Below are 13,375 nucleotides of genomic sequence, written 5' to 3'. Positions count from 1 at the left end.
GACAGCTATCCGTTCCGCGACGCTGCCCCTTGGAAGGCCTCCCCTCTGCTCGTCCTAGAGAGTTGATGGAAGATAGCGTCCGCAGGGTCCGCGCCGCACCACGCACCCCCTCTGACCTGCGCTTTAAGTGCGGACGCTAAACAGAATGTTTAGCGTCCGCTAGCGTCCGCAGCGTCCGCACACCCTCCGTTACTAAGAGCGCCTTCGCGCAGGTCAACGCGGCTCTTAGAGGGGGAGGGGGTGCGGACGCTGAAGCCTCTATGAGAGCGAAGAGACCACCCTCCCGCGCCGCCGGGGTGGGTGGTCTCTTCGGCGTGTCCACCGGGACCAGCATGAGAGCGCGACGGTCCGCAGGATCTCCCGGCGCCATCGCGCGCGAACGCAGTGAGCTGCCAAAGGTCGTGCGGCCAAGGCCGCTCCTTCTATCGCTCTGCGTAGCCAGTAAAGGCGAGCCGACCGCTGCTAGGTCTAGCATCACGAGTCGCTAGGTCTAGCAACCCCGCTAGCACTCCATTCGCCCCTTGATCAGGCGAATAGCACCTAGCAAGCCCTAGAGCTGGAGCCCGGTTTCATGGGTGAACCGGGCTCAAGAGGGTACGGCGTCGCCGCTAGGGAGCGAAAGACGCTGTCACTTACAGCGACTAGCGGGGCAGGAAGCCGGGCTTCTCCTCCCCCAGGGCCCGCAGGTGGGCCAAGTAGTCCTGTGCGGCGGGCTCGGCGTTGTACCGCTTCCTGACTTCAGCAGCGAGTTCGCGGCTGGTCATTAGCAGAGACGGAACGGATTGCCGATCACCCTGAAGCGCCCGCTCCCCCATGATGAGTGCCTGATCCAGGTCGCCCTCACGCGCGGCTGTCACGCCCAACGTGACGCGCGCCTCGGCATTGCGCATCGGGGACCGCTCGGTACCGTCGAAGTCCGTACCCGCGCGGAGCACTTCCTCAGCGAGGTTTCGCGCGAGCTTGTCCTCACCGACCAGTCGGTAGCAGTCCATGGAGTAGAAGTCGAACTTCGCAGGGTCAACCACGAAATGGTTGTCCAGGTTCTCAGGGTGGGGCATCCCTTCGAGAAGCCGACGCCCCCTGTCCAGCGACACCTCGACCTGCCGACGGTCGCCAAGCCGGGCCCAGGCTTTGGCTTCCTGGCCAGCGAGCTGAACCGCCACGCCGTGGTTGCCGGCCACTTCGGTTCCCGCCTGTGCCGCCGAAATGACACCGCGATAGTCACCGGTCGTCAGCGCGAACCAGGCCCTCATCTCGTGCGCCCACCCGGCAACTTCGGCATTTTCGGCTTCGGTCGCGATGGAAAGGGCGGCCCTTCGAGTCGCATCTGCGGCGTGGCGGTCGCCAGAGTCGTACTCGACACAGCCGACCAAGAGCGCCAACCAACCCGACAAGGCGAGCACTTCGCGATGCTGAGCCAGCGTGAGGCTCTTCGAGTGCAGCTCAACGACACGCCGCAGCCACTGGCGCCCCTCGATCAGTAGCTGAGCGCTCGGCATGAACGGATACTCGGAGCAGAGCCGATCGGCCGTGATCCGCAGAGCGTCAAGCGTCGCGTCATTCACATCGGAACGGTTGAGGCGGCTGACGATTTCCAGCGTCTCCATACCGCTCGCAGCCAAGATCTCCCCGTTACCATCCCGCCGACTGGGCGCCGGGAAGAGTGCGTGTGTCACGGTGCCGAACGTGGCCGCGATGATGGGCTGATAGAAGTCGTTCGGGAAGGCTCCAGCCTCCCAGCGCTTCCACTGCCGGATCATGCTCTCTTCACCTGGCAACTCGGTAGGAGCATGCGCCCGAAGCGCCTTCACCGCATCACGCTGCGACCAGTCGCGCGCCGCCCGCTCAGCAGCCATGCGCCGTGCCCATGCGGGCCTGTCGTCGACCATGTGCCCTCCTTCGAGTGCCTACTGCGAGTCTTGCCTGTTACCCCCGGGGACAGGCAAGGGGACAGCAGGGGGACGCCGGTGGTGTCCCCGCCTGCGTCGAAGTCGACCCCGGCCCGTCACCTACCCCACACGTTCCGTTCGCTCCATGGTGGATACAGATCACGCACCACCTGATTCGGAGCGCGACTCCAGCGCTGCGACTCGTTCAGCCAACGCCTGAATCTGGGAGCGGATTTCCTTGATGTCGTCGTCGCGCACGTTTTCCCTCACTTCGCCGCCCGTGACGAAGTTGCCGAGGTTCCCCGCCGACTCGATCAGCCCTTCGGCACGCAACACCGCCAGTCCGTTCTGGATGGTCTGGCCAGCGAAGCCGAAGCGTTCTACCAAGTCTTGCTGCGTGGGCAGTCGGTCACCCGGCTTCATTCTCTTGATGTCCTCACGCAGAGCGTCAGCGACTTGGGCGGCTTTGGTCTTCGGGCCCGCTGTGACAGTCATGCCCTGAGAGTACCCACTAGAACGAACTAGCGCACGCTACTCCGCAAGCCTTGCCAACTAGCGCAGACTAGTGCAGACTAGTTTATAGATGGTCGCCGCTCTCGCGGTGGCAATCAGCACGAAAGCCCTGACCAAAGCCAGGGCTCGCTGAGCAGGGAGCGGCTTCCTACCGCCAAGCAAGCAGCCGCTCCCCTGACCCCGAAGGGGTATCTCCATGATGCCTGGAACCACGCAGGAACGTAGGGCCGAGCGGATCACGTCCGGGGGCAATGGTCCCGGTGGGCGGAAGCTTGAGCGGGGCGAGATCATCGCTCTCACGCCCAAGCAGTCGGAGCGGCTGGCTGAGCTGTACGCCGAATGGGGCGGGAGCCGTCTGGAGAGCTACACGGCTCGCAAGCTGATGAACTGCGGGATGAGCGGCGCCAAGGCGCGTGAACTGGCCGAAGACCTCACGCAGGACGTATGGGTGGCCGTGGCCAGGGAGACCACCAAGCCGCTTATGGCGGCCGAGAACCTAAGCGAGGATGAGCGCCGGATCTTCCTGTTCGGACGGGTCAAGACGGAGGTTCACCAGTACTTCCGCCGTGGGTCCACCTCGGAGAAGCCCGTGGACTGGACGGACCCGGTGACCTGCAACGTGCTGTGCCCCGTGCTGCCGAGCGGGTGCGCGCGTACGACGCTGCCCGCCTACCTGGACGCCATGATGGCCAGGCTTCCGGAGCGCGAGCGCTCGGCCCTGCTGCTGCGTCTGGAAGACATGCCCATGCGGCGGCTGGCCGAACACATGGGATGCAGCTACCCGACGGCCAACCGGCTCGTGGAAACGGCCCTACTGCTGATCCAGATCGACAACCCCGAGTTGTCGGCGGACCCGGTGGCGGAGGAGTCGCTTCCCCGGTGGGAGCGCGAGGAGCTGGCACGGATGAGCGCCGCTCAGCGCGCGGCCCTGCTGCGGATGGATGAGGTGAGCCGCCGGGCCCTGCTGCTGCACGTGGGCCAGGGGCTGAACATCACGGACGTGGCCCGGCGCCTGGATGTACCGCGCTACCGGGTCCTGCCCGTGCTGGGTGCGTGCGCGTCCGCGCTGCGAGCCCTGACCGCCTCAGACATGGCGGTGGCGGCGTGACTCGTCAGGGAACCCGCCTGAACTCCGCACGCCGACGAGGTCGTAAGGCGCAGCTCGCGGCTCGCGACGGGATGCGGTGTACGTACTGTCGTCGCTCGTTCGCGAGTCTGCGGGAGGCCACTCTCGATCACGTCGCCCCGCTCTCCCTGTTGCGCACCTGGTCGGCCCGCAACCTGGTGTTGGCCTGCCGACCGTGCAACACCCGCAAGGCCGACCGGCTCCCGCTCTCGCTCGCCCTGTTGCTGCTCTGGTCGACCGACCCGACGCAACCCCCGACTCGACTCGCTGCCGCCGACCGCGAGGCTCTGACCTGTGTGACGACCCTCGTCACACCCCGACTGGTCGGCTCCCGCCCGTCCGTGAACACCCCGCCGTTCACGGACGCGTTCACGGTGTTCAGCGACTCGACTACCAGCGTCTTCGATCGGGTCGACTGGCTGTTGCTGGCCCGGCTCGCTCACGCCCGGCAGTCGGCCGACCCGACCCGTGAACAGTCGGATGAACACCCTCGTGAACACCGTGAACAGTCGGGCGTTCACCGTGAACAGTCGGGCGTTCATCGTGAACGGTCGGGTGCTCACCAGCACTGCGAGCCTCTCGATCGAGTCGTCCAGTCGACCCGTACCCGCCTGTGCGCACGCCGCCCGATCGAGCCGTGCGCGGCCCTGAAGGAGGCGGCATGACCACGCCCACGACCAAGCCCGCGAACGGGCATACCCGCCCCGTCAACGGCACCGCCGTGAACTCTCTGGGCGCCACCACGCCGAGCCCCGCGCCGGGCGGCGACGGTGGGGGCAAGAAGCCGTCGGCCGCCGTGCGGCTGGTCGCCCTGGCACGGGAGCGCTACACGTTCGCCATGTCGAGCGACGGCCGCCCCTACGCGGTCGCCATCGACGGACCGAACCTCGCTCTCCCGCTGCGCGGCCGGGCAGGCCTGCGCCAGCGGCTCGCCCGGCTCTACGCCGACACCTTCAAAGGCGACGTGGCCTCCCAGTCCGCACTCGCGGACGCGATGACCGTCCTCGAAGGGATCGCAGAAGACAACGACCCGGTGCCGGTGCATCTGCGGGTCGGGGGCGACCCCGCCGGCCGAATCGTCCTCGATCTCGGAACCGCCGACGGCCGGGCCGTCACCATCTCCGGGGGCAACGGCTGGCACGTGGTCGCCCGCTCCCCCGCCCTGTTCCGACGCTCCGGAGCCATGGCCCCGATGCCCACCCCGGTACTAGACGGGGACGGCTTGGCCAAGCTGCACGCCCTGTTGAACATGGATGAGTCCACGTTCCGGCAGTTGGTGGCGTGGCTGGTCGCGGCGTGGATTCCGACGATCCCGCACCCGGTGCTCACCTTCAAAGGCGAGCAGGGCACGGGCAAGTCGAAGACCGCGCAGATGGTCGTGAACCTCATCGACCCGTCCCCCGCGTCCAAGCGGAGCCAGCCACGGGACATCAAGGCGTGGTCCGCGCAGGCCTTCAACTCGTGGGCGCTGTGCCTGGACAACATCTCAACTATTCCGCCGTGGCTCTCAGACACCCTGTGCAAGGCCGTCACGGGCGACGGGATCGTGGACCGAGCCTTGTACACCGATGACGACGTGGTGGTCCTCTCATTCCGGCGGGTGCTGGCGATGACCACCATCGACGCGGGAGCCCTGGCGGGCGACTTGGCCGAGCGGCTCTTGATGCTCGATCTCCAGTTGATCGAGGAAGACCGGCGCCGCACCGAGGAAGAACTGGACGCCACCTTCGAGGCGGTCCGCCCCGCCATCCTCGGGGCCCTGTGCGAGCTGCTCGCGTGCGTGCTCGCGATTCTGCCGACGGTTCGGCTCGACTCGATGCCGCGCATGGCAGACTTCGCCCGCATCCTCGCGGCCGTCGACCAGGTGCAGGGCTGGCAGACTCTGGATTCCTACCTGGCAACATCCGCCAACGTCGCAGGCGACGCGTTGGAAGGCGACCCGTTCGGCAACGCCGTGGCCGCGCTGGTCGAGGAAGCCGGAACGTGGCAGGGCACCGCAGCTCAACTCCTGGAACAGCTCCCACCGCCAGGCGGCTCCCGGCCGCCGGGCTGGCCCAAGGACGCCACGCGCGCAGGCGGCCGACTCAAGCGCCTCGCACCGCTGTTGAGGTCGATCGGCATCACGGTGGACGACACGCAACGTAGCCGAGACCGGCACCGCCACAAGCTGCTGATCCTCACCCGCACCGACCCCGCAGACGAGCCAGCGTCCACACCCCCGCAGACCCGCTCTGGCCCGACGTGACCCCCGCCGGGAGCGGCGAAACCTTCCCCGACCAGCACTGACGCCACCGGAGAACCCTCCAAGCCGGGCCGCACACTAGCGGCCCGGACACGGCGAAGCTGCGGACGCTACAGCCGTCCAGCGTCCGCAGCTTCCGCACCAGCGTCCGCACCTCGCACCCGAGTTGAGCAGCACGAACGCGGGCGTGCGGACGCTAGGACGCTGCGGACGCTGGGATACACCAACTCTCTAGGACCGGCACCCGGCACGACCCCCGATACCGCGCCACGGACACGAGGAGTCACCACCGCCATGCCCAGCGACCCGCGCGACACCCTCCGGTCCGGCCTCCCGGACCGCTACCTCACCCCGGAAGACCTCGTGGTGATGTTCAGCCTCCCGAGCGTCGAGACCGTCTACCAGTGGCGCCGCAAACGCGTCGGGCCGACCGGCTTCCGCGTCGGCAAGCACGTCCGCTACGACCCCACGGCCGTGGCCCGCTGGGTCGCCGAACAGACCGCCCTCACCGACGCGGCCTGAACCACCCGACGGACGGGGGAGGCGGGGAGAACTCCCCAACCGCCTCCCCGGCCCGCATCCCCCGCACTGAGCAGCACAAACGGCGGTTTGGGGAGGCGGGGAGGCACCGTCTCGCCCTTCCCGAAACCCCCCTCTGGAAGGCCTTCGGAACCTCTGTCTCTGCCTCCCCGCCGGGCTCCGGCGGACACCACGAACGGCAGGGAGGCACGGCCCGCCGGACGGGGGAGGCAGGGAGAACTCCCTCACCGCCTCCCTGCCTTGCCTCCCTCCGCCTGACCAGCGCAGACAGCTACGCAGGGAGGCAGGGAGGCGCGCTCCCAGAGCCCTCTAAATGCCCCTCAGGAACGCCCCGGGAGCCCCTGTCTCCGCCTCCCTGAGGAACGTCTCCGCACCACTACCGAGAAGGGAGTCAGCCCCCATGGCTGGCCATATCCAAGACCGCTGGTACAGGACCGAAACTGACGCCACCGGCAAGACCATCCGTGAGAAGACCGACCGCCACGGAACCGGTCTCCGCTATCGCGCCCGCTACGTCGGGCCCGACGGCACCGAGAAGTCCAAGAGCTTCCGCGACGGGCAGAAGCGCCTAGCTGAGAAGTGGCTGACCAACATCGAGGCCGACATGTCACGCGGCCAGTACATCGACCCCAAGGCCGCCCGCACCACGTTCCGACAGTACGCCGAGAAGTGGGTGAAGAACCACACGGGAGAAGTCAACAGCCGCGAGGCGGCCGAGCGTCGTCTGAGGCTGCACGCGTACCCGCACCTCGGCTCACGGCCCATCGGATCGTTCAAGCCCGAGCACATCCGGGACTGGATCGGCGCGCTCGAAGCCACGGTGCCGGCGGAATCACACCGCCGCATCATCGTCAGCACGGTCTCCGCCGCGCTTAACGCAGCCGTAGAGGACGGCCTCCTTCCCCGGAACCCTTGTCGGGCCCGTTCGGTCACGCTGCCCCGACCGGGCAAACCGCGCATCGTCCCCTGGACTGCCGCGCAGGTCTTCAACGTACGGTCAGCTCTCCCCGAACGGTTCCGCGCAGCCATCGACCCCGGGGCGGGATGCGGTCTGCGACAGGGCGAGATCTTCGGACTCTCGGAGGATGAGCTGAACTATGAGGGCGGCTGGGTGACCGTCGGCCAGCAACTCAAGCGCATCCGGGGGAAGTACGTGTTCGCCCTCCCCAAGGGCGGCAAGGTTCGTGACGTACCGCTTCCTGTGTCGGTAGCCGACGCGCTGCGGGCCCACTCGAAGGAGTTCGAGCCCATCACGGTCACACTGCCCTGGCGGACCCCTGACGGGCCCCTGGTGACGAAGCGGCTGCTGTTCAGCGGCAAAGAAGGCCTGCACGTCCGCGTGAGCTACTTCAACGACTTCATGTGGAAACCCTCTCTTGCCGCCGCAGGCCTCATCCCAGAACCCGATGAGGGCGAACGGTACGCGTCGGCACGCGAGCACGGCATGCACGCCCTCAGGCACTTCTACGCGTCCGTGCTCCTGGACGCGGGCGAGAACATTCGGGCTCTGAGCACGTACCTCGGACACAACGATCCTGGCTTCACGCTGCGGACGTACACCCACCTCATGCCGAGCAGCGAAGGGCGCACCCGGAAGGCGGTCGACGGCATGTATCAAGCATCCCGTCTCCATGATCACGGCCCTGACACGGCCCAAGCCGCCTGAAACGACACGGAATCCACTAGTATCCGCAGGTCGGGGCCGCAAGGCCCCGACTCACCGGAACTTCGTGTACTTCTGGCCGATCTACACCGGTACGCCGATCCCGCTGGACTCCTGGCGCAGCCGCATGTGGCTGGACAGCTGGGTGTGACACCGGTCGCGTTCCGGTAACCGTTCGGACAACTGCGCGCCCCGCTGTCACTCCCGTCCCGTAGAGTCGCCCCCAAGTAACCCGTTGAACACGTTCAAGGGGTTCGGGGGACTCCTGGGGAGGGGAACTGCGGGATGCGCAGTGCAGCGAAGGTCGCCATTGTGGGCGGAGCGTTCGTGGTGGTCGCCGGCGGCGTGGCGTACGGGGGTTACGCCCTGGTGGGCGGCGGCGGCGACAAGGGCCTCGGCGGAACGCACACCCAGGGCGCGCCCGCGCGCACCGGGCCGCCGGCAGAGGACGAGATCAAGCAGACCTCCACCGACTTCCTCGCCGCCTGGGCCAAGGGCGACGCGGCCGGGGCGGCCGCCCTGACCAACAACCAGCAGGGCGCCTCGACCGCGCTGACCGGCTTCCGCGACCAGGCGCACCTCACCAACGTGACGGTCACCCCCGGCGCGGCGAACGGCCCGGTCGTGCCGTACACGGTCAAGGCCGACGTCTCCTTCGAGGGCAAGACGGCTCCGCTGTCCTACGCCTCCCAACTGACCGTCGTACGCGGCCAGTCCACGCACAAGGCGCTGGTCGACTGGCAGCCCGCAGTGCTGTATCCGCAGCTGAAGGCGGGCGAGCACCTGGTGACCGGGCAGGCGCGCAACCCCGAGATCCAGGCGGTCGACGACAAGGACCGCCCGCTGACCAAGGAGCAGTTCCCCTCGCTCGGCGCGATCCTGGACGGGCTGCGCGAGAAGTACGGCGCCAAGGCCGACGGCACCCCGGGCATCGAACTCCAGATCCAGGGCGACAACACCACCCCGGCCCGCACGCTCCTCACCCTCCAGAAGGGCACCCCGGGCAAGCTGAAAACGACCCTCGACGCCGATGTGCAGGCCGCGGCCGAGAAGGCGGTCAAGCGCTTCGGGGAGTCCTCGGTGGTCGCCGTGAAGCCCAGCACCGGTGAGATCCGGGCCGTCGCGGACAACCGGATCGACAAGTTCCCCGCCTCGCTCCAGGGCCGGGTCGCCCCGGGTTCGACGATGAAGATCGTCACGGCGGCGATGCTCATCGAGAAGGGCAAGGCCACCGCCGACAAGCCGGCCGAGTGTCCGTCCAGCGCGATCTGGCAGGGCGTCACCTTCCACAACCTGAACAACTTCTCCATGGACGGCGAGCCCTTCTCCAAGAGCTTCGCCCGCTCCTGCAACACCGCCTTCATCAAGCTCGTCGACGACGTGAACGACGACGGGGCGCTGGGGCGCGTTGCGGCCGACTACTTCGGCATAGGCCAGGACTGGAAGGTCGGCGTGCCGTCGTTCGACGGCAGCGTGCCCGCCTCGGCCGGCGCGGAGACGGCGGCCGCCTACATCGGGCAGGGCAAGGTGCAGATGAGCCCGCTCGACATGGCGTCGATCGCGGCGACCGCGAAGTCGGGCCAGTTCCACCAGCCGGTGATCGTGCCGCAGTCCCTGGACGGCCGCGCGCTCGCCCAGGCCGGCCCCCTGCCCTCGGGCGTCGCCGCGCAGCTGCGCGACATGATGCACATCACCGCGACCGCCTCCTACGGGACGGCGACGCAGGCGATGTCCGCGGTCGGCGGCGCCAAGGGCGCGAAGACCGGATCTGCCGAGAAGGACGGGCAGAACAAGTCGGACAGCTGGTTCACCGCGTACAGCGACGACCTGGCGGCCGCGGCCCTGGTGCAGTCCGGCGGGCACGGCGGGGACGCGGCCGGGCCCATCGTCGCGCAGGTCCTGCGCGCCGGCTGAGACCCGCGCGCCCGCCAGAGGTCCGCGGGCCCGGCAGACGTCCGCGCGCCCGGCAAACGTCCGCGGGCCGGGCCGCGATCCGCGCGCCCGGCCGGTCCGTCGGGCGGGTGCGGGCCGGGCCGCGCACGGGTTGACACCGGGCCGCCCGACGCTAGGTTGCGCCTCGACGAAGGGGGCGCCATGACCGGCACACCGCACGTCCTGATCATCGGCGGCGGCATCGGCGGGCTCTGTCTGGCCCAGGGGCTGCGCAAGGCGGGCCTGGGCTTCGCGGTGTACGAACGCGAGGCGGCCCGCGCGCCCCACGACCAGCGGCTGCGCCTCGGCCCCCACGGCGCCCGGGCCCTGTACGAGTGCCTGCCGCCCGAGGCGTGGGAGGCGTTCACCGCGGTCGGCGAGCGCGGTGCGGGCCAACTGGCGTACCGCACCGAGCAGTTGGGGGAGCTATTGCGTCTGGCCGGGCCGCCCGAGGACCGCCCCGCCCAGCACGCCTCCCACCTCGTGGACCGCGACACCCTGGACGAGGTGCTCCTGACGGGGCTCGGCGAGCATCTGGTGCTGCGGGGGCGGGAGTTCACCCACTACGAGCAGGCACCCGACGGCACCGTCACGGCGCACTTCGCGAACGGCTCAACGGCCTACGGTGATCTCCTGGTCGGCGCGGACGGCGCCGAGTCCCGAGTACGCACCCAGCTCCTGCCGCACGCGACCCACGTGGACACTCAAGTCCTCGCCGTCACCGGCCAGTTGGAGCTGACCGCGACACGCGAGGCCGAGCTCCCCGCCGCGCTCACCACCGGCGCCAACACCATCCTCTCCCCCCGCTCGGACGCCCTGTTCAGCGCGGTGTGGCGCTCACCGCGCGCCCGGGGCGCCGACCGCGTCGTGTGGACGTACGCCGTCAAGGCCCTCGCCTGCCCGGACGACGTGGAACTCTTCGACGGCAAGGCGCTGTGCGCGCTGGTCGCCGAGCGGCTCACCGACTGGCATCCGGCGCTGCGCCGCCTGGTCGCCGAGTCGGACCCGGGCACCGTCCGGGCGTCCCGGATGCGCGCCCTTGAGCCGGTCGAACCGTGGCCGCCCGGGCGGATCACCCTGCTCGGCGACGCCGCCCACGCCATGACGGCGCTCGGCGGCACCGGCGCCGACACCTCCCTGCGCGACGCCCGCCTGCTCTCCAGCCGCCTCGCCCGCCGCCGCGACCTCGTACGGGCGGTCGGCGCGTACGAGACGGAGATGCGGGTCTACGGCTTCGAGGCGGTCGCCCGGTCGCTGCGCGACACCCGCGCGGCGACCACCGAAAGCCGGCTCGCCCGGACGCTGCTGCGCGGCGCGCTGCGGACGGCGGCGCACAGCGGATGGCTGCGCCGGGCGATGTTCAAGACGGCCGGGGAGTGAACCTCACGCCTCGTGCGAGCTGCGCTGGAAACCGGTGTTGACGGCCATCACCCCGCCGTCGACCCGCAGGGTGGTGCCGGTGATCCAGGACGCGTCGGCGGAGGCGAGGAAGGCGACGGCCGCCGCGATGTCCTCGGGCTCGCCGACCCTGCCCATCGGATACTGCCGGGCCAGCCGCTCCAGCTGGGCCTCACGGCCCTCCCAGGCGGGGGTGCGGATGGTGCCGGGGTGCACGAGGTTGACCCGCACCCCGCGCGGCGCCGCGTCCCCGGCGAGCGTACGGGTCAGGGACGCGAGGCCCGCCTTGGCGGCGCTGTAGGCGTGGTTGCCGAAGTCCTGCTCGCCGTTGACCGAGCCGATGTTGACGATCGCGCCCCGGCCCGAGGCCGCCAGGTGCGGCAGAGCGGCGCGGGCGCAGCGGAAGGCGCCGGTGAGGGTGACGTCGAGGTCGCGCGCCCACTCCTCGTCGTCCTCGTTCTCGAAGCGTTCGGCGTCCGGGGTGCAGGAGTACGCGTTGTTGACCAGGACGTCGAGCCGGCCGAACTCCTCGACGGCGAACGCCACCGCCGCCTCCACCGAGGCCCGGTCGGACACGTCGCAGTGCCGGGCGACGGCGCCCTTCAACGCGGCGGCCGTCGCGTCGGCCTGCCCCATGTCGATGTCGGCGACGAGGACACGGGCCCCCTCGTCGGTCAGCCTGCGCGCGATGGCGGCGCCGATGCCGCGCGCGGCGCCCGTGATCAGCGCGGTGTGTCCCTGGAAACGTGCCGTGTGCGAGTCCGTCCGAGGAAGCGTCATACGGTCGAACGTAGTGCCCTCACCAAGGCCTGGGCGCGCGGATCGGCGGTGACACCCTTCTGGTGGCCGTTGGTCACATAGCCGAGCGCGAGCCCCGACTCGGGGTCGGCGAACCCGAGCGAACCCCCGCGCCCGGGGTGCCCGAAGGACCCGGGGGCGAGCAGCGGGCAGGCGGGGCCGTGCAGCATGTAGCCGAGCCCGAAGCGGGTGTTCACCACCAGGACGCGATCGGGTCCCGCGCTCTCCTCGGTACGGGCCAGGGTGAGCGTCGCGGGCGCGAACAGCCTTGGTACGTCGTCGACTTGGCCGAACGTCGCGGCATAGAAGCGGGCCAGCGCGCGGGCGGTGGAGACGCCCGCGGAGGCGGGGAGCTCGGCGGCGCGGTAGGCGGGGTCGTTCTCGTCGGGCAGCGGATCGATCGCCCCGAACGCGCGCCGGGTCAGCGAGTCGGGGTCGCGATAGGCCTCGGCGACGTTCCGCTTGGGCCGCAGCCGAAGACCGCCCTCCCCCTCGGGCGCCTCGACCGGGCCGACCCGGCCCACCCGGTGCGCCTCGGTGTCCGGCACACCCAGCCAGAAGTCCAGGCCGAGCGGGCCCGCTATCTCCTCGGCCAGCCAGCGTCCGATGGTGCGTCCGGTGACGCGCCGCACCAGCTCGCCGAGGAGCCAGCTGTACGTCTGCGCGTGGTAGCCGTGCGCGGTGCCGGGCTCCCAGAACGGGCGCTGGGCGGCGACGGCCGCCGGGCCCGAGGTGGCGTCGGTGGCCTCGGCGGGGGTGAGCGGGCGGTCCAGGGCGGGCACCCCGGCCCGGTGCGCCAACAGGTGGCGCACCAGGACGCGTTCCTTGCCGTACGCCTTGAACTCGGGCCAGTACGTCGACACCGGCGCGTCCAGGTCGAGCCGGCCGCGCTGGTGCAGGAGGAGCGGGACGGCCGCGGCCACGCCCTTGGTGGCCGAGCGGACGATCTGGGCGGTGTCCAGGGCCCAGGGGGCGGTGCCGTCCACGTCCCTGGTGCCGGCCCACAGGTCGACGACCTTGTGCCCGTCCCGGTAGACGGCTACGGCGGCGCCTCGGTCGCCCCGGTGCGTGAAGTTCCGCACGAAGGCGTCCTTCACGGGTTCGTAGCCCGGGGCCACGGCGCCCTGTACGTCCACGATCCACTCCCCATCGCTGCGGCGTCCCTCTGACGCGGCTTCCATGGTGCCCCCTCCTAGGCCGCGGCCCCCCGCCGGGGCACTCCCCCACCCACCCACCCGTAGGCGCAGGGTTGGACGGCCCGGCCCCCTGGGGCT

The 13,375-nt window shown here is 69.9% G+C and carries 11 protein-coding genes; 7 read left to right on the top strand and 4 right to left on the bottom strand.

Annotated elements, in window-relative coordinates; all coding sequences use genetic code 11:
• Window positions 1-641: 641 nt before the first annotated feature.
• Together DWB77_RS22370 and DWB77_RS22365 are read right to left on the bottom strand one after the other, a co-directional pair.
• A complete protein-coding gene (locus DWB77_RS22370) occupies window positions 642-1,889 on the bottom strand; it encodes an XRE family transcriptional regulator (RefSeq protein WP_120722944.1) in 1,248 nt (415 codons plus the stop codon).
• Between the two features lie 159 nt (window positions 1,890-2,048).
• On the bottom strand, window positions 2,049-2,384 hold the full coding sequence (locus tag DWB77_RS22365) for a winged helix-turn-helix domain-containing protein (protein ID WP_120722943.1): 336 nt from the start codon (window positions 2,382-2,384) through the stop codon (window positions 2,049-2,051).
• Between the two features lie 214 nt (window positions 2,385-2,598).
• Here DWB77_RS22365 and DWB77_RS22360 point away from each other — a divergent pair, with 214 nt between their 5' ends.
• The 7 genes from DWB77_RS22360 (at window position 2,599) to DWB77_RS22325 (ending at window position 11,285) form a co-directional block, all read left to right on the top strand.
• A complete protein-coding gene (locus DWB77_RS22360) occupies window positions 2,599-3,510 on the top strand; it encodes a sigma-70 family RNA polymerase sigma factor (RefSeq protein ID WP_120722942.1) in 912 nt (303 codons plus the stop codon).
• Window positions 3,507-4,193: an HNH endonuclease gene (locus DWB77_RS22355; RefSeq protein ID WP_246033607.1), complete on the top strand. Its 687-nt coding sequence runs from the start codon at window positions 3,507-3,509 to the stop codon at window positions 4,191-4,193. The genes DWB77_RS22360 and DWB77_RS22355 overlap by 4 nt, the downstream gene beginning before the upstream one ends.
• Window positions 4,190-5,773, top strand: coding sequence for an ATP-binding protein (locus DWB77_RS22350; RefSeq protein WP_120722940.1), 1,584 nt, complete (start codon window positions 4,190-4,192; stop codon window positions 5,771-5,773). Before DWB77_RS22355 ends, DWB77_RS22350 begins: the two co-directional genes overlap by 4 nt.
• 291 nt (window positions 5,774-6,064) lie before the next feature.
• Complete coding sequence (locus DWB77_RS22345; RefSeq protein ID WP_120722939.1) at window positions 6,065-6,292, top strand: helix-turn-helix domain-containing protein; 228 nt, start codon at window positions 6,065-6,067, stop codon at window positions 6,290-6,292.
• A gap of 418 nt (window positions 6,293-6,710) precedes the next feature.
• A complete protein-coding gene (locus DWB77_RS22340; RefSeq protein ID WP_120722938.1) occupies window positions 6,711-7,976 on the top strand; it encodes a tyrosine-type recombinase/integrase in 1,266 nt (421 codons plus the stop codon).
• A 282-nt stretch (window positions 7,977-8,258) separates the two neighbouring features.
• Complete coding sequence (locus tag DWB77_RS22330; RefSeq protein WP_120722936.1) at window positions 8,259-9,887, top strand: penicillin-binding transpeptidase domain-containing protein; 1,629 nt, start codon at window positions 8,259-8,261, stop codon at window positions 9,885-9,887.
• 180 nt (window positions 9,888-10,067) lie between these two features.
• Complete coding sequence (locus DWB77_RS22325) at window positions 10,068-11,285, top strand: FAD-dependent oxidoreductase (RefSeq protein WP_120722935.1); 1,218 nt, start codon at window positions 10,068-10,070, stop codon at window positions 11,283-11,285.
• A 3-nt stretch (window positions 11,286-11,288) separates the two neighbouring features.
• On the opposite strand, the gene DWB77_RS22320 is transcribed toward DWB77_RS22325, so the two are convergent.
• Window positions 11,289-12,083: an SDR family NAD(P)-dependent oxidoreductase gene (locus tag DWB77_RS22320; RefSeq protein ID WP_120722934.1), complete on the bottom strand. Its 795-nt coding sequence runs from the start codon at window positions 12,081-12,083 to the stop codon at window positions 11,289-11,291.
• Complete coding sequence (locus tag DWB77_RS22315; RefSeq protein WP_120728102.1) at window positions 12,080-13,237, bottom strand: serine hydrolase domain-containing protein; 1,158 nt, start codon at window positions 13,235-13,237, stop codon at window positions 12,080-12,082. Before DWB77_RS22315 ends, DWB77_RS22320 begins: the two co-directional genes overlap by 4 nt.
• Between the last annotated feature and the right edge of the window lie 138 nt (window positions 13,238-13,375).

The organism is Streptomyces hundungensis, assembly GCF_003627815.1.
GTDB lineage: Bacteria > Actinomycetota > Actinomycetes > Streptomycetales > Streptomycetaceae > Streptomyces > Streptomyces hundungensis_A.
The sequence above is the reverse complement of the archived record's forward strand: the minus strand, read 5'-3'. Positions and strand labels throughout refer to the sequence as shown.